22 protein-coding genes and 1 other annotated feature are annotated in these 22,327 nt (G+C 31.6%); of the genes, 21 read left to right on the forward strand and 1 reads right to left on the reverse strand.

Going from position 1 to position 22,327, the window contains the following annotated elements; all coding sequences use genetic code 11:
- Nucleotide 1 precedes the first annotated feature (1 nt).
- The 13 genes from radC to WMO19_RS00180 all read left to right on the forward strand — a co-directional run bounded on the left by radC (nt 2) and on the right by WMO19_RS00180 (nt 9,347).
- The gene (gene radC, locus WMO19_RS00120; RefSeq protein ID WP_311565320.1) at nt 2-721 is read left to right on the forward strand and encodes a RadC family protein; all 720 of its coding nucleotides are present in this window, start codon (nt 2-4) and stop codon (nt 719-721) included.
- Nucleotides 722-729: 8 nt separating this feature from the next.
- Nucleotides 730-1,278, forward strand: a complete 549-nt coding sequence (locus tag WMO19_RS00125) for an SGNH/GDSL hydrolase family protein (protein WP_349169661.1) — start codon at nt 730-732, stop codon at nt 1,276-1,278.
- Complete coding sequence (locus WMO19_RS00130; protein WP_349169663.1) at nt 1,265-2,446, forward strand: hypothetical protein; 1,182 nt, start codon at nt 1,265-1,267, stop codon at nt 2,444-2,446. Before WMO19_RS00125 ends, WMO19_RS00130 begins: the two co-directional genes overlap by 14 nt.
- Nucleotides 2,433-2,876: a prepilin-type N-terminal cleavage/methylation domain-containing protein gene (locus tag WMO19_RS00135; protein WP_349169665.1), complete on the forward strand. Its 444-nt coding sequence runs from the start codon at nt 2,433-2,435 to the stop codon at nt 2,874-2,876. Before WMO19_RS00130 ends, WMO19_RS00135 begins: the two co-directional genes overlap by 14 nt.
- Nucleotides 2,860-3,240, forward strand: a complete 381-nt coding sequence (locus WMO19_RS00140; protein ID WP_349169667.1) for a type II secretion system protein — start codon at nt 2,860-2,862, stop codon at nt 3,238-3,240. Before WMO19_RS00135 ends, WMO19_RS00140 begins: the two co-directional genes overlap by 17 nt.
- Nucleotides 3,185-3,691 (forward strand): PilW family protein, encoded by a 507-nt coding sequence (locus tag WMO19_RS00145; protein ID WP_349169669.1) that lies wholly within the window; start codon nt 3,185-3,187, stop codon nt 3,689-3,691. The genes WMO19_RS00140 and WMO19_RS00145 overlap by 56 nt, the downstream gene beginning before the upstream one ends.
- Nucleotides 3,684-4,652, forward strand: a complete 969-nt coding sequence (locus tag WMO19_RS00150) for a hypothetical protein (RefSeq protein WP_349169671.1) — start codon at nt 3,684-3,686, stop codon at nt 4,650-4,652. Before WMO19_RS00145 ends, WMO19_RS00150 begins: the two co-directional genes overlap by 8 nt.
- A 13-nt stretch (nt 4,653-4,665) precedes the next feature.
- Nucleotides 4,666-5,223 carry an elongation factor P gene (gene efp / locus WMO19_RS00155; RefSeq protein WP_019124539.1) on the forward strand — a complete coding sequence of 186 codons (558 nt, stop codon included), beginning with the start codon at nt 4,666-4,668 and terminating at the stop codon, nt 5,221-5,223.
- A 12-nt stretch (nt 5,224-5,235) separates the two neighbouring features.
- Nucleotides 5,236-5,544 (forward strand): CD1247 N-terminal domain-containing protein, encoded by a 309-nt coding sequence (locus WMO19_RS00160; RefSeq protein WP_019124538.1) that lies wholly within the window; start codon nt 5,236-5,238, stop codon nt 5,542-5,544.
- A 67-nt stretch (nt 5,545-5,611) separates the two neighbouring features.
- Nucleotides 5,612-6,880 carry a dihydroorotase gene (locus WMO19_RS00165; RefSeq protein WP_349169674.1) on the forward strand — a complete coding sequence of 423 codons (1,269 nt, stop codon included), beginning with the start codon at nt 5,612-5,614 and terminating at the stop codon, nt 6,878-6,880.
- Between the two features lie 90 nt (nt 6,881-6,970).
- Complete coding sequence (locus tag WMO19_RS00170; RefSeq protein ID WP_349169676.1) at nt 6,971-8,728, forward strand: DUF4153 domain-containing protein; 1,758 nt, start codon at nt 6,971-6,973, stop codon at nt 8,726-8,728.
- 10 nt (nt 8,729-8,738) lie between these two features.
- Nucleotides 8,739-9,104, forward strand: coding sequence for a hypothetical protein (locus WMO19_RS00175; protein ID WP_349169678.1), 366 nt, complete (start codon nt 8,739-8,741; stop codon nt 9,102-9,104).
- Nucleotides 9,105-9,179: 75 nt separating this feature from the next.
- Nucleotides 9,180-9,347: a hypothetical protein gene (locus WMO19_RS00180; protein WP_349169680.1), complete on the forward strand. Its 168-nt coding sequence runs from the start codon at nt 9,180-9,182 to the stop codon at nt 9,345-9,347.
- Between the two features lie 2 nt (nt 9,348-9,349).
- Here the strand turns inward: WMO19_RS00180 and WMO19_RS00185 are convergent, their stop codons facing one another.
- The gene (locus tag WMO19_RS00185) at nt 9,350-10,984 is read right to left on the reverse strand and encodes a putative manganese-dependent inorganic diphosphatase (RefSeq protein WP_349169682.1); all 1,635 of its coding nucleotides are present in this window, start codon (nt 10,982-10,984) and stop codon (nt 9,350-9,352) included.
- Nucleotides 10,985-11,075: 91 nt separating this feature from the next.
- Between WMO19_RS00185 and WMO19_RS00190 the strand changes: the two genes are divergently transcribed.
- The 8 genes from WMO19_RS00190 (at nt 11,076) to WMO19_RS00225 (ending at nt 22,214) form a co-directional block, all read left to right on the forward strand.
- On the forward strand, nt 11,076-12,269 hold the full coding sequence (locus WMO19_RS00190; protein WP_349169684.1) for an NAD(P)/FAD-dependent oxidoreductase: 1,194 nt from the start codon (nt 11,076-11,078) through the stop codon (nt 12,267-12,269).
- An 86-nt stretch (nt 12,270-12,355) separates the two neighbouring features.
- Nucleotides 12,356-13,633, forward strand: coding sequence for an NAD(P)H-dependent oxidoreductase (locus WMO19_RS00195; RefSeq protein ID WP_349169686.1), 1,278 nt, complete (start codon nt 12,356-12,358; stop codon nt 13,631-13,633).
- Nucleotides 13,634-13,668: 35 nt separating this feature from the next.
- Nucleotides 13,669-14,076: an RrF2 family transcriptional regulator gene (locus tag WMO19_RS00200; protein ID WP_316719723.1), complete on the forward strand. Its 408-nt coding sequence runs from the start codon at nt 13,669-13,671 to the stop codon at nt 14,074-14,076.
- Nucleotides 14,071-14,259 (forward strand) — a binding site (T-box leader). (Overlaps the previous gene by 6 nt.)
- Before the next feature lie 53 nt (nt 14,260-14,312).
- A complete protein-coding gene (ileS, locus tag WMO19_RS00205; protein ID WP_349169688.1) occupies nt 14,313-17,414 on the forward strand; it encodes an isoleucine--tRNA ligase in 3,102 nt (1,033 codons plus the stop codon).
- A 236-nt stretch (nt 17,415-17,650) separates the two neighbouring features.
- On the forward strand, nt 17,651-18,013 hold the full coding sequence (locus WMO19_RS00210) for a YbaN family protein (RefSeq protein WP_349169690.1): 363 nt from the start codon (nt 17,651-17,653) through the stop codon (nt 18,011-18,013).
- A gap of 2 nt (nt 18,014-18,015) precedes the next feature.
- The gene (locus WMO19_RS00215) at nt 18,016-19,734 is read left to right on the forward strand and encodes an ABC transporter ATP-binding protein/permease (RefSeq protein ID WP_349169692.1); all 1,719 of its coding nucleotides are present in this window, start codon (nt 18,016-18,018) and stop codon (nt 19,732-19,734) included.
- A complete protein-coding gene (locus tag WMO19_RS00220) occupies nt 19,718-21,376 on the forward strand; it encodes an ABC transporter ATP-binding protein (RefSeq protein WP_349169694.1) in 1,659 nt (552 codons plus the stop codon). Before WMO19_RS00215 ends, WMO19_RS00220 begins: the two co-directional genes overlap by 17 nt.
- Before the next feature lie 4 nt (nt 21,377-21,380).
- Nucleotides 21,381-22,214: a hypothetical protein gene (locus tag WMO19_RS00225; RefSeq protein WP_019124526.1), complete on the forward strand. Its 834-nt coding sequence runs from the start codon at nt 21,381-21,383 to the stop codon at nt 22,212-22,214.
- Nucleotides 22,215-22,327: the final 113 nt, after the last annotated feature.

The raw sequence follows: 22,327 nt of genomic DNA on the forward strand, positions 1-22,327 counted from the left end.
TATGAAAGAAAGAGAAATTGAAAGATACACTATTAAGGAGATGCCAGAGGAGGAAAGACCTCAGGAAAAACTTTTAAAGTTTGGTCCAAATTATCTCTCCAATGCAGAACTTTTAGCTCTTATAATAAGGACTGGGTCCAAGAGTGGCGATTCAGCCATTGACACAGCCAATAAAGTTCTCAGAAGTTTAAAATCAGAAAATGATAGGAACGGCTTAAATAGTCTTAAAAATGCAAATTTTGCCAACTTAATGAAAGTTGAAGGCATTGGTGAAGCCAAGGCAGCCATGATAATTGCAGCTGTGCAACTGGGCATGCGACTTTCTGTAAGCTCTTATGATTCAAAAATTAGGGTTACATCACCATCAGTTGCTGCAAACTATGTTTTAAGCGACATGAGTATCTTAGAAGAAGAACACTTTAGGATTATGACTCTAAACACGAAAAAAGAAATTAATTATGTGAGAGAAATTTCTAAGGGTACTATAAACATGACTCTCGTTCATGCCAGAGAGGTTTTTAGGGCTGCCATTTCTGACAATGCCCACACAATTATTTTGTTACATAATCACCCAACAGGGGATCCAAAGCCATCAAAGGAGGATATTGACCTTACTAACACCTTAGTTGAGGCATCAAAGATAATTGGAATTGATATTTTAGACCACATAATCATTGGAGATAATAAGTATTTTAGTTTCTTAGAAGAAGGACTTATGTAGGAGGTTGTATGAGAATTTGTGCTCTTGGAGACTCCATTTTTGAAGGATATTTAGTTGGAGGAAAATCTTTAATTTATTATTTGCAGGGAAAAGGTTACGATATTGATAACTACGGGGTAAATGGTTTAACCACTGATGAAGTTCTATATGCAATAAATAATTTGATGATTTATGATTTATATTTTCTTCTCATTGGCTTAAATGATTTTTATAATGGAAGATCTCTTGACTATGTCACAAAAAATATAAATAAAATCATAGAAAAATTAAAGAGCTTAGGCGGCAAAATTATTGTCATCACACCTTATCCCACATCTTTTAAAAATCTAGACGAGGCCTATGAAAGCTTTATTAACTTCAATTCAGTGAACAAAAATATAGAAAATCTTGACAAAGTTTTAAAGGAAAATGCCAAGGATTATAAAGTCCTTTCATTTTATGACTATGCTAAAGAAAATTACATTGAAGATGATTTAATAGATGGAATACATCCAAATGAAAGGCTTCATGAAAAGTTGGCAGAATTTGTAGAGGAAAATTTAAATGGATATATTTGATATTTTGAGCAAAAAAATTGGTTATAGACGATTTTCAAATCGAGAAAAGATTTTATTTGTAATTTTGATTTTGTTATTTATAGAATTTTTATTTTACAATTTTCTCATAAGAGCTGAGGCACAAAAGGTCTCAGAAGTTGACTTTAACGAGAGCCTTAAAAGTGAAGAGCGAGGCTACAAGTACAGTGGTTTTAAGGATTTTTCTAAGGAAAATATTGATAAAATTTCTGCTGAAAATAATTTAAATAGAGATAATTTTACCAAGGAAGGGCAGACTGATATAGAAACTCTTGCAATTTCTGGAAAAATTGAAAATAGCGACATAAGTAAAATTTCGTCTTTTACAAATTATTATGGATATTCAAATATTGAGTTAAATAGAAGGGACGAAAATACTTTTACATACAGATTTGAGGCAGAAAAACTATCTAAGGCAATTTATTATTCAGATTTAAAGGAAGCTTACTTTAGCGAAAATAAAGAGGAAAAGACAAATAATGAAGATCCTAGTGGAGAGGCTTTAAATTCTAAGGAAGATAATAATACTAAGGCTGAAGAAATAAAAAACACCAAGGCTGAGGAAGTAAAAAATAGTAAGGTTCAAAAAATCACAAATACAAAAGCCATAAATCCTAGTAAAGCTCCAACACCAGAAAAAGTTTCTGCAAAAGCAAGTCAAAATAAGGACAACAAAATAAAGGGTCAGGAAGTATCCTTATCAATTTTTGATGATTTAAATGACAATTCAAGCAATAAGTCTAAAGATAAGGTTGAAAGTATTTTTGATGACTTGGATTTTGAAAACAAAAAGTCCAAGGAAAATAAATTTTTAGTTGATGACAGCATTAGGACAAATTATTACAGTGAATCTGGAGTTACATCTTTTTATGCAAAGGCAGAAAATATTTACGACGACATAAAACTTGGAGTGGAAAAAAATTGTCAGGAAATTTCTATTTCAATTTTATTTCCCTATGATTCTTGTAAAGAAATTGGGCTTGTAAATCTTAAGGGAGAAAAAATTCCTTACACAGCAAGCATATATCAGGGTGAGTGGTTTAGAATAAATTTATTTGCAGAAAACATCAGCCATGTTTATTTAGTGCCAAAAAATAATAAAGACCTATTATTTTTTGTAAAAGAAGTTGACTACAATGAAGACATATAAAGGCTTTACCTTAATCGAACTAGTTATAACTCTTGCAATTACAATGATACTTTTGTCTATAGGCATGATCAATTTTAATGTTCGCGACAAAATTGAAGCCAGGGAACAAATAAAAAGTCTGGCTCTTGATATAAAGTTTTTAAAAAATTACGCTCAAGTGAATAATTGTAAAACTAGTATAAAAATAGAAGATGATGGCTACAAAATGGTTTTTGGCAGCAAGACCAAGGCTGTAAAATTTAATAAATTAGTTAAACTCAAGGAGACTAATGTTAGAAATATTAATTTTACAAGTGGCGGCAAGCCCTCTTATGTGGACAACAAAAACTCTGCTGGGACAATTATTTACTCCATAGGGGATAAAAAATCAATCAAAATCACAGTGGAGCCTGTCACTGGCAAGGTGAATTATTATGAACTTAAAAACTAAAAATAGAGGACATTTGATGATTGAAGTCCTGTTTTCTATAGCATTAATTGGACTAATAGCCTCTGTAATTATGCCCAATATTATAACCCTTTTGGAAAACCAAAATCATTTAAAAGAAAGAGAACTTTTAATTTATGCTGTAAATTCAAAAATGGAAGAAATAATTGGTGAGTCTTATAACAACAAGGATTTAAAAATAAACTTTGACAGTGGAGAAGGGGAGAATCAAGATTTTATTATTGATGTGACGAAAAATAGCGAGGGAAATTTAAATCATGTTATTGTCAGGGGAAAGAGGCGAGATAGTGATGAAGAAATTAAAATGGAGGTTTACCTGCCGAAGGAAGGGCTATTCACTAATTGAACTTGTCCTTTCTATTGCCATGCTTCTAATTATAGGCATGGTCTTAACTTCTATTTTGGGAATTTCACAAAAGGCTCTCAACAAAACTTATATAAATCAAAATGTAAATTCAGACTTGTCCTATGCCCTTGAGTACATAAAAGATGAAATCGAAAGTTCTGATTATTACACAAATATTGGCAGCAAAATTTATTTTATAAAAGAATTTCAAGGGAAATATATTTATATAAACTACGGCAAAATGAATGGCAAATTATATAGATTTGCCTCAACAGAAAAAAATCTCACAAAATTTGATCTACTTGAAGCTAAAGGAAAGAACGCTTTGACGGAAAATATAGAGGATTTTAAAATTAGCGATGAGGGGAATTATTTTTCTGTCTATTTAAATTACAACGACCTTGATAAAATAAATTTTAAAATTGCAAAGAGGATACAGTTCTATGAATAAAAGAAAAGAAGGCTTTATCTATATTTTTACAATAATTTTAATTTCAATACTTGCTCTCTTCTTTTATTTTATTTACTCCTACACTTCAAATACATCCTATATAAATTTACATAGAGTTGAGAGGATTCAGTCAAAATACGCAGCGGAATCTGTTTTAAATATGAAGATTGCCGAAGAAAATTTTAATGAAGAACTAAAAGAATTTATTTTATCAAGAAAACATTCAAAGAATTTGAGTGTAAAAACTTTGCCCAGTGACACGAAGCTAGAAAAGCTTGTAATATCAAATGAAGATTTTGTGGACAAAAATAAAAATTATGTAGATTTAGTAGAATTGAGGACGGAAGTAAAATATAAAAATTCACTTGTTGGGGCTAGGATTAGGGCGAACTTTGTAAATAAAATTTATAAAGAGGAGGATGGAGTTTTAAATTCTGGAAAAATAAATAAAGATGACATAGAAAAAATAAAAAGTTCTTTTGACAATAATAATTGGTCTATTCCAGGCATAAAAGTAATAGACTTAGATGGCGATTTTATTTACGGAGAAGAGAAGGGCAAAAAATTTATTTTTGAAGAAGTTGAAGAAATTGATGAAAAAACCGAAGAAAAAATTATAAAGAGAAATCCACTTTATTCTTTAGAAGACGATATGGTAATTAATCAAAGAAGTGGTAGCTTAAAGATTGAGTCAAGGGTAAGTAATCAAATTTTAATATTAAATGACAAAGTTTTGTTTAATGATAATGCAATATCTGGTATAATTATTGTAAATAATAATGCGCAAATTTCTAATAATTGCAAATTAGAGGGATATTTAATTGATTTATACGACAAAAATCCTAGTATAAGCCTTAAATATCATCCACTAGTCTTAAGAGATTTTAGTTCAGTGCTACCTGATTATATAAAATTTCAGCCAAGATCACTTAACTATTATGATTTAGAAGACAATACTTAATATGGAGGAAAATATGATAACAGCAGGAGATTTAAGAAAAGGACTTACATTTGAATGGGACGGAGATGTTTGGGTTGTAATAGACTTTCAACACGTTAAACCAGGTAAGGGTGCAGCTTTTGTAAGAAGTAAAATTAAATCAGTACTTACTGGTGGCATTAAAGACACAACTTTTAACCCATCAGAAAAATTTGAAAAAGTTGTAATTGAAAATAAAGAAATGCAATACTTATATTCTGATGGAGCACTTTATTACTTCATGGATCAAGAAACTTACGAACAAATTCCACTAGAAAAGGACATGGTTGAAGATGCTCTTAACTTCATGAAAGAAAATGATATGGCAACTATTAACTTCTACAAGGGCAAACCATTTAGAGTTACACCTCAAAACTTTGTAGAACTAGAAGTTACAGAAACTGAACCAGGTGTCAAAGGAGATACATCAAGTGGTGGCTCTAAACCTGCAACTGTAGAAACAGGTTACACTCTTAATGTACCACTTTTCATTAATACAGGCGACGTTATAAGAATTGACACAAGAGATGGCGAATATATGTCTAGAGTTTAATTTGGAGGTACTATGGAATATTTATTAAAGAGAATATCATATTTACAAGGACTTTGTGACGGATATGATTTGGACACAACTACTAACGAAGGCAAAATCATATCTGAACTTGTAGATATCTTAAGCGATGTTATTGATGAAATGAGAGAATCTCGTGAAGAAATCGAAGACTATGTTGACATCATTGAAGAAGATCTTTCAGATCTAGAAGATTATGTTTATGAAAATGAAGACATGGATTTTGATCTATACGATGATGATTTCGACTTTGATGATTTAGAAATCTATGACGAAGACCAAGAAGATAGCGAAGAAGAATAATTAAATTTTTAAGAAGGCGAGGGTTTCCTCGTCTTTTTTAGGATAAAAATTTTTAATAGGAGAAAATATGATTATAAAAGGCGGAAGAGTTATAGATCCTCTTTCAAATACAGATGAAATTTTAGATATAAGAATTGAAAAGGGAACAATACTTGAAATAGAAAAAAATATTGACGGGAGAAAATTTCCAGGTGAAGAAATTCTTGAAGCCAGGGGAAAAGTCCTTGTCCCTGGACTTGTTGATGTCCATGTTCACTTTAGAGACCCAGGTCAAACCTATAAGGAAGATTTAAAAAGTGGAAGTCAGGCTGCCATAGCAGGTGGTTTTACAAGTGTTGTTCAAATGGCAAACACTAGCCCTAAAATTGACGACAAGGAAAAAATTATTGACCACTACAAAAAAGCACGAGACCTTCCCTTAAAAGTATATACTGTTTCTGCTTTAACAAGAAATTTTGGAGACCTGGAGCTTGTAGACATGGAAGAAAATTTTAAGGCGGGAGCAGTAGCCTTTACTGACGATGGAATCCCCAATAGAAATTCTAAACTAATAGTAGATGCCATGAATCGTGCAAAAGAATTAGGGGCAATAATTTCTTTTCACGAAGAAGATCCAAATTTAATTGAACAAAATGGAATAAACCATTCAGAAGTTTCCGAAAGATTAAATATTTATGGCTCGCCAACTATTGCTGAGACATCCTTTATTGCAAGAGATGTAGCCATGGCAATTTACACTGGAGCAAAGATTTCCATTCAGCATATTTCTACAGGGCTAGGAGTTGATCTTGTTAAATTTGGAAAATCCATGGGAGCAAATATTTATGCAGAAGTTACGCCACACCACCTTGCCTTAAATGACAGGGCAGTATTAAAATACGGCACTCTTGCAAAGATGAATCCACCATTAAGAAGTGAAGAAGACAGGCTGAGAATCATTGAGGGCATAAAGGAAGGCACAATAGAAATTATTGCAACAGACCACGCTCCTCACAGCCCTGAAGAAAAGGCCAAGGAAATCACAAAGGCACCATCAGGAATTATTGGACTAGAGACATCTTTTTCAATCTGCTATGAAAATTTAGTCTTAAGTGGAGAAATTTCTCTCATGAAATTAATTGAACTCATGAGTACAAATCCAGCAAAAATGTATGGACTTGAAGGCGGAGAAATTGCAGTAGGTAAGCTTGCAGATTTGGCTATAATTGACCTTGAAAGTGAATATAAAATTGAAAAATTTAAATCAAAGTCCTCTAATAGTCCTTTCGCAGGTAAAAATTTAAGGGGAGAGGTTCTTTATACTATCTCTGAGGGCAAGATGGTCTATAAAAAATAAATATGTCAAAGTGGATACAATGACAAAGATTTAATCCAAAAGCTTTAAAAATCAAGGTCCTTGATATATTATTAAAATTAGGAGGATATTATGAAAATTTTTAATTTTACATTACTTAATTTTAATAGTATTAAAAACACCTTTAAAAGGTTTCCATTTACAATAATTTCAGCAATACTTGCCACAATATTTTTAATCTTGTCAACTTTCGATGAATACGCAGAAGCATATAATAACAAGATGTTGAGCTTTGGTCTAGTTTTTGTTTTTGGAATTTTTCTTTATGCTTTTATTAAATTATTCAATGAGGGTCTCAGAAATTATTACGACCTAAAAAATTTAAAAAATAATAATTTATTTAAAATATTATCCTATGTAATAACTCTTCCAATTCTATATGGGGTTTATGAGCTTGTATATCAGGAAAACAAAGTCTTGGAATTTTATGACAATAATTTTATATACTTTACCCTAATTGCAGCCTTAGTAGTTGGCACTTCCTTTGTGGGGAAATTTAATTATCACAAGGATTTTGTTGTCTATGTTGCAAAGATATTGAGGGCCTTTATAATTTCAAATATTTACAGCTTTATTGTCTTTGTTGGTATAAGTGGAATTATTTTTGCACTTAACAGCCTATTTAAATTTAATTTTGGGTCTTCAGTATATTTAAGAGTTGCAATTTTTTCCTTTATTTTATTTAATGTGGTGACATTTTTCTCTGATTTTCCAAAGGTGAGAGATTCTTTCACAGATTACAAATATCCAAAGGCTTTTAGAATTCTCTTAGTCTATATAATTACTCCAATCGTAATTATTTACACGGCAATTTTACTAGCCTACTTTGTAAAGATATTAGTCCTTTGGCAAATTCCAAATAATTTAATTGTAAATTTAGTTATTTGGTTTGCAAGTTTTTCAATTGTATATTTATTTTTCCTTTCCAGAGTGGAGACTATTACTTTTATAAATAAATTTAAAATATTTTTTCCATTTACACTTTTTCCACTACTGGGAATGATGTTCTTTGCAATTTATTTGAGAATCAAAGAATATGGAATGACTGAAAATAGATATATTGTAATTGCAGTGGGACTTTGGATCTTCCTATCTCTAATTTATTATATTTTTTACAGAGAAAATTCAAATATAAGTATTCCAATATTTTTGTCTGTAATAATTTTAATAACAGGTATTGGTCCTGCATCAGCAACAAGTCTAAGCATTAGGTCACAAAATGCTAGATTCGAAAAACTTTTAAGGGACAATAAGATGATTGCAGGAGAAGAAATAAAGCCCAACATAAATATTGAATCCGATGCAAAAAGTCAAATTGTGGACATAGTAAGCTACATGGTAAGGACAGATAGGGTGGACAAACTATCTTATATGCCAAAGGATTTTAAACTAAATGAAGACAGCTTTACAAAACTTTTTGGCTTCTCCAATATTATTGAAAACAAAAATTATCTTGGCTATTCTTACACTGATAATTTGCCTAAGGACAGCGAGCTTGGATTTGATATTGATATTGAAGGCTACAAACATTTAATTTATGTTTATTCTCTTGACGATGTTGTAACTTCAGGAAACTATAAATTTGAAAAAGATAAAAAAGAAATAAAAATTTATAAAAAATCAAAAAGTGATTGCAAAACAATTATGACTATCGACTTGGCTAAACTTCGAGATAATTTAAAACTTTTGTACAAGACTAAGGACCGCATTGAGCTTGAAGATTTGGCAATAGAAAAAGATGGCTATAAAGTTTTATTTACAAATATTTATTTCGGAAAAGAAGACAATCTAGATGATGCCTATATCGAATTTTATCTTTTGACTAAGTAGGAGTGATTTCTTGTATTATATTAATTTTGAAAATGATGTCTTTATCGACGAAGAAATTGACCTTAGACCAATTTCTGATATTCTTAAAATATATTTAAATAAATGCGATTCCTATCAAATAAAAATTTTAAAAGATGATAAAAAGTCAAAAAAATTAGTTGAAGAATTTGCAGTTTATTCAGATGAAGATGGATATGAATATATTTTTCAGGGAATAATCGACGACGACTTAAAAAAAATGATTTTAGAAAATTTAATTGGTGAGACAGCCCTAAACTTTATGGGCATAAGCCTCTATGACGATGGCATTTTGAAACTAGAAATTTTAAATTATGGAGTGAAGTTTACATCTATGGTTTTGACAAAAAATCTGTAGTTGCCTTTTCTGAAGAGCTAGAAAAAGTCTATGGCATAAGGGACTTAAATGTCTATATAGAAGAGATTGAAGATTATGAGGAAGAAGCCCATCAACATGACCACCACCATGAGCATGACCATGATTGTAGTTGCCAGCCTGATAAGGACGATGAAAATTCTTGCGGCTGCCAGGGAGAATGCTCTAAATAAAACAAAAAAAAAGAGTCTATCAAAAGTGATAGGCTCTTATTTTTTGATTTGAAATTATGAAAGTTCTTCAGAAATAGCAGCGCTTACTTTTGGAAGGAGTTGTTTTTTTCTTGAGAGAAGTCCTTCTGATAAAAATTTATCATCAACAAGTTCTTTATCGAATTTTCTTGCAATAGCTTCTTTAAAACTTCCTGCCAAAATTATTTCTGAAACTTCTTTAAAGATATCTGTAATCATGAGGACAAAAGTTTCGGCATCTGAAGTTTCTATGAAGTGTTCCATGGCTTCCTTTAAATCTTTTTCCACAGAGGCTGTGCTTTCCAAGTCCATAGTAAAAATTTGGCAGACTCTAACATTTACGCCTTCAATTGAAAAGTTTTTGACATCAGATTTTAAAAGTTCGTCAGGTTTTCTACCTTCGAGGCTTGTGCCTGCTTTAAACATTTCCATGGCAAATTCTTCTACATCAATAGCTGCAATTTTTTTCATTTTGTTAAGGACATACTTATCCGTCTCTGTTGAAGTTGGTGACCTAAATAAAAGTGTGTCAGAAATAATTGCTGCACAGAGAAGACCTGCAACTTCGCGAGATGGTTTTATGCCATTTTCAAAAAACATTTTTGAGACTATAGTAGCTGTTGAGCCAACAGGTTCGTTTCTAAAGTATATTGGAGAAGAGGTAGAAATATTTGCAACTCTGTGATGATCTACAATTTGCACAATTTCTGCAGAATCAATGTCGTCAATGGATTGGTTTCTTTCGTTGTGGTCCACTAAAATTATTTTTTTCCTTAAATTTGAAATTAAGTGGTAACGGGAAATATTTCCAATTACTTTGTTTTTGTTGTCAAGAACTGGATAGGACCTAAATCTTGACTGTGCCATTTTTTCTCTGACATCGTCGATTAAGTCGTCCTTGTGAAAGACAACTAAGTCATCTCTTGTCATTACATATTCAACGGGAACTGCTTGGGGCAAAATTCTTGCAACCATAAAAGTTGAAAGACCAGTTGAGATAACAGCTACATTATTTTCTTTAGCAAGCTCTAAAAGTTTGTCGTCAAGCTTACTTGAAATCGTCAAGATCAAAAGAGAGATGCCCTTTTTTATTACCGATTCTTGGTCCTTTACATCGTCTCCAACTATTACGATGTCGCCTTCATTTATTAAATCTTGATTTTTTATAGCTTTGACAGCCATTTTGCCAGATAATTTTCTTGGCTTTTCTGGAAGATAGAGGACCTTTCCTCTCAATACATCTAAAATATTTTCAAAACTTGTATTACTTCTTCCAATGATTGAGTCATCCCAAATTTCCATATAAGTAGATGCAATGTTTGATAGGCTTACAATACCAATTAAGTTGTCGTCATCGTCTACAACAGGCAAGGAGTTGATATTATTTTTTTGAATCAAATCCATTGCCGATGCCATGGAAAGGCTTGGATTGACGCAATAGGCAGCGTCTATTTCTATATCTCTCACTTGAGGTTTTATAGAAGTCTTTAGCCTTGGCTTTTGCACGCCAAAATGTTTAAGTACAAATTCAGTTTCTTTGTTTAAGTTGCCAAGTCTAATTGCCTCAGCATCTTCGCCCATTTTTGTTTTTAATTCTGCAAGGGCGATGGCGGAACATATACTATCAGTGTCAGGATTTTTGTGACCTGTTATATAAATTTTATTTTTCATAATTCCTCCAAATTTCTTAGCTATTATAGCACAAATTTTCCTATTTATTGTAAATTTTCATAATTTTAGGATATAATTTATCTGTGATACTATGAATATAATAATTATTGGTGCAGGACCAGCAGGAATGGTTGCTGCCATAAATGCAAAAAATGAAAATAACAAGGTAATATTAATAGAAAAAAACGAAAGAATTGGAAAAAAACTCTTGGCTACAGGAAATGGCAGATGCAATTATACAAATTTAATTTTGTCAGAAGAAAATTATTCTTCAAAAGATTTTGTGAAAGAGACATTAAAGGATTTTTCCAATGAAGACCTGATAAATTATTTTAAGGTCTTGGGGCTTGAGTCCACCACAGATGGCAATAGGGTCTATCCTCTTACCTTAAAGGCAAATTCTGTCCTAAATATTTTAATTTATTGGCTTGAGAAAAAGGACATCGACATTAGGACAAATACTGAAGTAAGGGAAATCAAAAAAAATAAAAGTGGCTTTGATGTAATTACTGATGGTGAAACAATTAAGGCTGATGTGGTTATTGCGGCCTTTGGTGGAAAGTCCATGCCAGCAAGTGGCTCTGATGGCAGAAGTTTTGAAATTCTAAAAAAACTTGGCTTGAAGATAACAGACCTAAAGCCAGTCCTCACTCAAGTAAAGTTGGAGTCTAAATATTTAAAACACCTTAGTGGGACAAAAGTTCTTGGAGAGGCAAAATTATTTAAGGGAAATAAAGAAATCGACAGGAGAAGGGGAGAAATTTTATTTACCAACTATGGAATAAGTGGACCACCAATTTTAGACTTATCAGTAAATATTTCTGATGATAATTTTATTGAAGTGCCTCTTATAAATAATGTAGATGAAAAGACGGTGGACATGCTTTACAGCAGGTACTATATGTTCCCAGATTTTTCTCTTGAAGAATATTTAATGGGAATAGTGGACAAAAAGTTTATTCACTACATCGTGGATTATTTAAATTTAGACAAAAAAATTGCCATGAATATGATCTCTATGGCAGATTTTCAAAAGATCATAGAAGTATTGTTGAAGTCAAGCTTTAAGGTAATTGGCACAACAGGTTTTAAAAATTCTCAAGTTACGAGGGGTGGCGTGGATTTAAGCCAAATAAATTGCCATGACTACTCAACAAAAAGATATGAGAACCTGTATATTATTGGCGAAGCACTTAATATTGATGGAGACTGTGGCGGCTACAATTTGCACTTTGCCTTTGCCTCTGGATATAGACTTGGCAAAATTCTAAGTGCAAAAAACTAACAAAATATTTGCAATAGAAGTTAATTCAGATTAAAATAATTTTGGCGTAAAAAAATTTTAATCACTCAAACAAATTTGGAGGAAGAATGTTTTACTTACAGAAAAAATTAAAGGAATATGGGAATATTTCTGTTGGAATAGTGGGCTCAGGCATTATGGGCACATCCCTATTTACTTTGTTAAGTCAAAATGAAAATTTTTATCCCATAGTTTTTTCATCAAGAAATAAAATTACACTTAAAAATGCAATAGATTCAGCAAATATAGATAAAAAAGATTATGCCTTTACAGATGATTTGGAAGAGGCAAAAAAACTTTTAAAAGAAAAAAAATATATAGCTACAACTAATAATTTGCTTGCGGCGACTCTTGTTGATTGCCTAGTAGACTGCACTGGAGATACAGAAACGGGAACAAAATTATCTCTTGCTGCCATAGAAAATGGTGTTGACATAGTTAGCTTAAATGTGGAAATGGATGCAACGGTTGGTCCAATTCTTAAGGTTATGGCTGATGAAAAGGGTCTAGTCTATTCTGGCACTAAGGGTGATGAACCTGGCGCCATTGTAGAAATTTATGAGTTTGCTAAGAACTGTGGCTTTGATGTTTTAGTCCTTGGCAAGGGTAAAAACAATGAATTAAATAATTATGCAAGTCCAGAAAGTTTAAAGGAAGCTGCAGAAAAAAAGGGAATCAATCCAAGAATGCTCACATCTTTTGTAGATGGAACAAACACAATGATAGAGTTAAACGCAGTTTGCAATGCCCTTGGTTTTGTACCAGATATAAGAGGTTGTCACTTTGTAGATACCAGTCCAAAGAAAATTGCAGATGACTATAAATTAAAAGAAGAGGGTGGAATTTTAAATTCCTATGGAGTAGTTGATTTTGCTACGGGGATTGCTCCTGGAGTCTTTGCAGTCGTTAAAGCAAAATCTAATATTATAGATGAAGAAATGAAGTATCTATCCATGGGTCAAGGTCCAAATTATACAATATATAGACCTTATCACTTGACTAGCATTGAGACTATAGTTTCTATAATAAAGGCAGTTGTCCTAAGAGATGCATCTATTGCACCAATGGGAGAGCCCTATGCAGAAACTGTAGCAGTTGCAAAAAGAGATATAAAAAAGGGTGAAAAGCTTGATTCTATTGGCGGAGGAATGATTTTTGGAACCCTGGAAAGAAAAGAAGATCAAGTAAAGGGAAATCATGTGCCAATAGGAATTGTAACTGAAGGTGCCTATGCAAATAAAGATATTAAAAAGGGGAGCCTTCTCACTTATGAAGATTTGTCCTTAAATGAGGCTGCAGAAATAGTGAAATTGAGAAAAAAACAAGATAAGTATTTCAAAAAGTAAACAAATCTGATATAATATTCGCAATAGGTGATGATATGAGAATAACACAAGAAACAGATTATGCCTTTAGAATTGTAAGTTATCTTGCTAAAAATGAGGGTAAAGTCATTGGAGCGCCACAAATTGCTGAAAGTGAAGGTGTTACAAAGAGATTTACTCTTAGAATACTTAGAAAACTAAATTTGGCTGGAATAACTGATGCAAAAAGAGGTTCTAAGGGTGGTTATTATCTGAAAAAACCAAAGGAAGACATAACACTCTACGACATAATTGTAGCGGTTGATGGACCAATTGTAATTAATAGGTGCTTGCAAGAAGATAAATATTGCAACAAAAATAGGGCAAATGAAGTTGGAAACTGCAAATTCCACACTACACTTGCCATGATGCAATCAAACATTATTAAAATGTTTAAAAATCAAACAATTGACAATTTTATATAAGCTTTGATGAGGACGGTAAATTTTAAGAAACTAAGAGAGCAGTTGTTTGGTGCGAAACTGTGTTTTATAAATTTATAGATCACCTCGGAGCTCAAAGGTCAAAAGCCTTTGCGCATTTGCGTTAAAAAATTAAGTGATAGTTACCTATAATTAGGGTGGTACCGCGGCTAGTTCGTCCCTTCTCATTTGAGAGGGGACTTTTTTTATAAAAATTTTGGAAGAATAAGGAGTTTTAGATGAAAAATTTTAAAGAATTGTCTAAGGACAAGGTAAGTGTGAGGGAAGAAGAAATCTCAAAATTTTGGGATGAAATTGATCTTTTGCACAGATCTGTAGAATCAAGAGAAGATGGTGAAAGTTATATCTTTTATGAAGGACCTCCAACTGCAAATGGTAAACCAGGCATACACCATGTCATGGCTAGAACCTTAAAGGACTTAACTTGTAGATATCATACAATGCTTGGATATAAGGTTAAAAGAAAAGCAGGCTGGGATACTCATGGTCTACCAGTAGAAATTGAAGTAGAAAAGAAACTTGGGCTTCACAACAAGCAAGACATTGAGTCCTATGGAGTAGAGGATTTTAACAAAAAATGTAAGGAATCTGTTTTTGAATATGAAAAGGAATGGAGAACACTTACTAGGAGAATGGGCTATCTTATAGACTTAGATCACCCATACATCACTCTTGAAAATACTTATATTGAATCAGTTTGGCATATACTAGACAAGATGTTTAAGGATGGACTAATTTATGAAGGACATAAAATAGTTCCTTACTGCCCAAGATGTGGAACTGGTCTTGCATCTCATGAAGTTGCACAAGGTTATGAAGAAATAAAAACAACAACAGCAACTTGTAAATTTAAATTAAAAGATAAGGAAAATGAATATTTCTTGGCATGGACAACTACACCATGGACTTTACCATCAAATGTTGCCCTTGCTGTAAATCCAAAGGTTGAATATATAAAAGCAAGGCACGCTGATGGCAATATTTATTATCTTGCAAAACCACTTGCTAAGGCTGTATTTAAAGATGATGAATTTGAAGTTATAGAAGAATTCCTTGGAAAAGATTTAGAGTACATGGAATATGAACAACTTCTTAAATTCTTAGTACCAGACAAGAAAGCCTTTTACGTAATCTGTGCTGACTATGTAACTACTGAAGATGGTACTGGTATTGTTCACATTGCACCTGCCTTTGGTGAAGATGACTATCAAACTGCAAGGGGCTACGACCTTCCAATGCTAAAACCAGTTGATGAAGAAGGTAAATTTACAGATACACCTTGGAAGGGGCAATTTGTAATTGATGCAGACCACGATGTACTTCACTACTTAATGGACAATGACTTGATGTTCTCAAAACAAAAAGTAGTTCACAACTATCCACACTGCTGGAGATGTCACACTCCATTAATTTATTACGCTCATCCATCTTGGTACATTGAAGTAACTAAGTTTAAGGATAAATTAATTGAAAACAACAATGGAGTAAATTGGTTCCCAGACTTTGTCGGTGAAAAGAGATTTGGCAATTGGCTTGAAAACTTAAATGACTGGGCAATTTCAAGATCAAGATATTGGGGAACTCCACTTCCAATTTGGAGATGTGAATGTGGTCACACTGAATCTGTTGGCTCAATTGAAGACCTTAGAAATAAGGCTGTTGAAGATGTGCCAGCTGATGTAGAACTTCACAGACCTTATGTAGATGACATCCACCTAAAATGTCCTAAGTGTGGTAAAGAAATGACAAGGGAAGCTGACGTAATTGATGTTTGGTTTGACTCAGGTGCTATGCCTTTTGCTCAATGGCACTATCCATTTGAAAACAAGGACAACTTTGATGAACTTTTCCCAGCAGACTTTATATCAGAAGGTATTGACCAAACAAGAGGTTGGTTCTACTCACTAATTGCAATATCAACTTATATGACAGGCAAGAGTCCTTACAAAAATGTTCTTGTAAATGACCTTATCCTTGATAAGGAAGGAAAGAAGATGTCAAAGTCAAGAGGAAATACAGTTGCACCTTTTGAACTCTTTGACAAGTATGGTGCCGATGTAGTTAGGTGGTATCTACTTTATGTATCTCCACCATGGACTCCAACAAAATTTGACGAAGATGGACTTCGTGAAATTGAATCAAAATTCTTTAGATCACTAAGAAACACTTACAACTTCTTTAGTCTATATGCCAATACAGATAACATTGACCCTAGAGAACACAAGGTAAGCTATGAAGATTTAGAAGAAATCGATAAATGGTTACTTTCAAAATACAATAGACTTGTAAAGACTGTAAGAGAAGACATGGAAGTATTTGAACTTACAAAGGTTGTAAGGGAAATCCAAGAATTTGTAATAGAAGATGTTTCCAACTGGTACATCAGAAGAAACAGAAGAAGATTCTGGAAGACTGACAAGGACAACACTAAGCTTGCAGTTTATAAGACAACTTACGAAGTTTTACTTGGCGTTACAAAATTAATTGCACCAATAGTTCCATTTATATCAGAAGAATTATTTAAGTCACTTACAGATGAAGAATCTGTTCACTTGACAGACTATCCAACTTATGACGAAAATATGATTAACGACAAGGTTGAAGAAAAAATGGACTTAGTAAGAGATCTTGTAACATTAGGAAGAGCATCAAGAGAAGAAGCTAAGATTAAAGTTAGACAACCACTTTCAGAAGTTATAATTGATGGAAAGTATAAGGAAATTATTGGTGACTTAACTGACTTAATTAAAGAAGAACTTAATGTTAAGGATGTTAGATTTGAAGATAATCTTTCTGAATATATGGAATTTGAACTTAAACCAAACTTTAGAGTTTGCGGAAGTATCTTAGGTTCAAAGGTTAAGGACTTTGGCAAATATTTAAGAGAAACTGATGCAAAAGAACTTCTCGCTAAATTAAACGAAGGCGATGTAAAGCTTGAAATCGCTGGAGAAGAAACTGAAATTAAAAAAGATTATGTTGAAGTAAAAATTAGTGCAAAAGAGGGCTTTGACGTCGTAATGGAAAATAATCTTTTTGTTATCCTAGACACTGAGCTTAATGATGAGCTTCTTAATGAAGGTTATGTAAGAGAATTTGTATCAAAAATTCAACAACTTAGAAAGAAAAAAGATTTAGAAATCTTAGACAACATTAAGATAACTTATAAGTCTGACGAAGAAGTAGAAAAGGCTCTTGCTTCTGAAGAAGAATTTATTAAAACAGAAACCTTGGCAAAAGAATTAGTAAAGGCAGATGTTGAAGCAGAAGTTGAAAACCTAAATGGTCACGACATTAAAATTGCAATAGAAAAAATGTAAATTAATTAAAGTAAGGCTCTGAGAATCCAGGGCCTTATTTTTTTGCCTTGAACCATATAAAAATTAACTGTGGTTAACAAGGGTCTAGTCCTTATAAATCAACATATAAGACAAAAAAAGTGAATATATTTAAGGAAAATAAAATGATATCCAATATCAATATTATTTACTTATAAAAATTTCTTTGTTAGTATTTATCTTGAAAAATTAAAAAACCAAAGTTAAGGAGGATATAATTGAAGATTTTATTTTTAATACTTGGATTTATATTTTTAGGGATTGGAGTAGTGGGGATATATATGCCTTTATTACCTGCAACTCCCTTTTTGTTACTGGCAACATATTGTTTTTCCAGAAGTTCAAAAAAATTTAACGACTATTTTATTTCTACTAAATTATACAAGGATAATATTGAGCCAATAAAAAACAAGAGTGGAATGACAAAAGAGAGAAAGATAAAGATTCTTATGACTATCACTATTTTTCTTGGCATATCATTTTGTTTAGTAAACAACTCACATGCTAGAATTACACTTTTGTTAGTGCTAATTTTTCACTACATATATTTTATTTTTAAGATTAAGACAATCAAGGAGTAGAAATGTTTAATAAAAAATTATTTAATGAGTTAAGAAGTGAAAAAATACAAATTTTAAGACTTTTGCTTATAAAAATTATACAAATGGCGACTAATGTTGCCATGATTTTTTTAATAGGTAAGTCTATAGAAAGTATAATTAATTCAAATTTTAGCGGGAGCAAATTTATTTTATTTATGTCCTTAATAATGGGACTAAATATTTTCTTAATAAAAATAGAAGCTAGTATATCTTACAAGGTTTCCTATAGGATAAAAAACACCTTGAGAGAAAGATTAATGAAGAAGGTTTTTTCTTTTAAGATGGAGTATGGGAGCAAGGTTTCTATTTCAGAAGTTATAAATTTAGGTGTAGAGGGAATAGAGCAACTCAACTTATTTTACTCTGCTCTCTTGCCACAACTTCTATTCTCTTTAATAGGACCTGTAATTTTATTTATTATACTTTCATTTTTAAATCTTAAAATAGCATTAACAATGCTCTTACTAATACCACTAATACCTCTTGCCATAATGATGGTGCAAAAACTTGCAAAGAAAGTCGTGAAAACTTATTGGAAATCATATACAAATCTGTCAGAAGTTTTTATAGACTTCCTATATGGCTTAACAAGTTTAGAAGTTTTCAATGCAGATGAAGACTACAATGACCTATTAAATGAGAAGGCAGAAGACTTTAGGGTCAAAACAATGAAAGTTCTCATGATGCAACTAAATAACATTACGGTCTTAGACTTAATTTCTTATGCAGGTTCAGCCTTGGGAATTATCTTATCAATTTACTATTATTCTAGGGGTCAGCTTTCTGTCTTTGCAGCCTTTTCCTTTATACTCTTAAGCCAAGAATTTTTCTTGCCTTTAAGAAGATTGGGGGCACTTTTTCATGTGGCTATGAATGGGATCACAGCAGCTAATTCCCTCTTTGAAATTTTAGAAATAGAAAGTATAGAAGATTTTGAAGACGTAATAAAGGATGAGAAAGTAGATGTAGAAGTAAAAAATTTAAGTTTTTCTTACAGAGAAAAGGAAATTTTAAAAGACTTAAATATGAAGATTAAGTCGAACAAAATCACAGCTATAGTAGGAGAAAGTGGTTGTGGGAAGTCTACTCTTGCGAAATTAGTTGGTGGTTTTGAAAGGAATTATGATGGAGAAATACTTTACAATGGCTTAAGTGAAATTTCAAATGATTCTTTAAATGAAAATATAATGTTAGTAGACAATAACCCCTACTTCTTTAAGGAAAGTCTTAGATATAATCTTAAAATGGCAAATAAAAATGCAGATGATGATAAGCTAATAGAAGTTTTAGAAGAAGTTGGTCTTTATTCCTACTTTAAAAATACCGGAGGCTTAGATAGCATCCTAGAAAGTGCTGGCAACAACCTATCAGGTGGACAAAAACAAAGGCTTGCAATAGGAAGGGTCCTTTTGAAAGAACCAAAGATTTTAATTTTAGATGAGTCCATTTCAAATATAGATAAGGAATCAGAAGATTTGATTTTAAATCTTATACAAAAATTAAAAGAAAAAATGACCATAATTCTTATTACTCATAGACTCAACACAGTCCTTCAGGCAGACTATATTTACTATCTTGACAATAAGAAGGTAGCAGAAGAAGGAAGTTTTGAAGAATTAAGTAAGGGAGAATTATTTTCTGGTATATATAAATACCAAAGGGAATTAGAAATGTGGGGTTTAAATGAAGAAATTAATTGAATATAAAAATTTAATAGGAAAACTCCTATCTCTTGTAGATGATCTGAAGTTACAAATGTTTTTTGCCATATTTTTTGGCGCAAGTGGACACATATTTGCGACCTTGTTGCCATCATTAGGTTTATTCTACCTAAGTAAACTAATTTTAAATCAAAGTATAAATTTAAAAATAATAATTGGAATTTTATTTACTTTGGCTATACTAAGAGCGATATTTAAGTACCTAGAGCAGCTTTTAAATCACTATATAGCCTTCAAAATTTTAGCAATATTAAGAGATAAAATTTTCAAAAAACTAAGGTCTTTGGGACCAGCCAAGATGAATGGGAAAAATAAGGGAGAATTAATTTCTATAATTACATCAGATATAGAGTTACTAGAGGTCTTTTACGCACACACAATTTCTCCTGTTTGTATAGCCCTAGTTCACACTTTATTTTTCTTTAGCATCTTATGGAAATTTAATCCAATCTACTCTTGGATACTTCTAGTTTTCCACTTGATATTAGCTTTGGTTATCCCAATTATTACTGAGAAATCTGCGGGAGAGCTTGGCCGAAAGCAAAGGGAGAATTTATCAATTTTAAATTCTCTAATCCTGGAAAGTTTTAAGGGAATTAAAGAAATTATTAATTTTTCTTATTTTGAAGATAGGTATAAAGAGATTGAATTTGAAGCAAATAAGCTAAACAGGTCTACCAAGGCTCTTACAGAAAAGTCATCAAATAACTTTGCTCTTACATCTTTTACAATAATACTTGGGGATTTAATTTTTACTTTGATGTCCTTTAAGCTTTACAAGGATTCTATCATTGACCTTAGTGGCTTATTATTTCCCTTGGGAGTTTTCATTTCTTCTTTTGGACCGACAAGTGCTCTTTCATCTCTTGCAAATAACTTGGTTTTAACCTTTGCTTGTGGCAAGAGAGTCGTGGAACTCTTGGAAGAAGATCCTCTTACACCAATAAATTATAATGGAGAAGAAATTGATTATGAGAATATCTGTCTTGAGAAAGTGAATTTTTCTTATGATGACACAAAACTCATTAATGATTTTAATTTTAAAACTGAATTAAATGAGATAATAGGATTAAAAGGTAAAAGTGGTTGTGGCAAATCAACATTAATAAAATTAATGATGAGATTTTATGATACAAAGAATGGTAAAATTTGCCTAAATGATAAAAATATAAAAGACTTAAATACATTAAATTTAAGAGAGAACATTTCATACCTAAGTCAAGAAACCCATCTCTTTAGAGGTAGCATTAGAGATAATTTAAAAATTGCAAAAAAAGATGCAAGTGAAGATGAATTAATAGAAGCTTGCAAAAAGGCAAATATTTATGATTTCATAATGACCCTCGATAGGGGATTTGACACAGAGATAGTAAAGGAAAATAATGAAATCTCCACTGGACAAGCTCAAAGGTTGGCTCTAGCAAGAATCTTTTTAAGAAAATCAAAGCTATACCTACTTGATGAACCAACGGCTAACATTGATGCATTAAACGAAGGGATAATTTTAAAGTCCCTATATAATGAGAGAAAAAATAAAAATATTATAATTTCATCTCACAGGGATAGTTCTCTTAGGATTTGTGACAGAATAGTAGAAGTTAAAAGAGGAATGGAGTCATAATTTTATGATAAATTTGAATATAACTAAAGTACAAATTGAATATTTATTATTTATAAAAAATTATGAAGGCAAGAAGACTATTACAGAAGCAAGCTTATTTTTTAACTGCTCTCGTGCTAACTCAAAAAAGATTCTAGACAAGATGATTGTCACGGGAATCTTGTACAAGGAAGATAATGAGTATAAGTTAACTAAAATTGGGTGTGACCTTTCTAAATTTTATAATGAAAATCTTGAAAAGAATTTATTTGTATTACAAAAATTTTTGGATGTTGACGATAATCTCGCTAGAAGCATCAGCCTTGAAATGTTGTCAAAGAGGCTTATTCCTTATCAAGAGGCACTGGAAAAAAGATACAAGAGTATGATTTTAGCTAAAGATATTCAGGGTAGAGAGAGGGTCCAAGATATTTCTAAATATTTAGAAAAAGGAAGGCATGCAATTAATTTTTCAATTAAGAAGATTGATGAAGAAAGAAAAAGATCCTTTGTTGATAATTCCATGGCACTTATGGGTTTTGATGATCAGGCATATTTGATAATTGGGGAAGAATCCTATATAGAACTTTCAACTAAGACAATAAAGAAAGCTCATCACGGTTACTTAAAAAAAGCAATTGCTACAAAGTTATTTTATTTTGATGATGGAGAAGAAATAGAAATAAATTCCAAGGATAGGATTTTTAAGATTCCCCTCAATTTAATTGATTATTGGTCAACATCAGATGGGATAATTTTAGAGGCATCCTTGATTTTAAAAATTAAATCTCAAATGGGAATAACAATACATGAAAAAAAAGCAAATTTTTTATTTATAGTTAACCTTTGTTTAACTTAAAAACTTAAACTTATACACCATAAAATATGTAAAAACATTCTAAACTCTAGTCAGTGACTAGGGTTTATTTTTATTATAAAAATTAAAATAATATATTTATAAAAATTTTTCTG

Source organism: Peptoniphilus hominis (ex Hitch et al. 2025) (assembly GCF_040096015.1).
Classification (GTDB): domain Bacteria; phylum Bacillota; class Clostridia; order Tissierellales; family Peptoniphilaceae; genus Peptoniphilus_A; species Peptoniphilus_A hominis.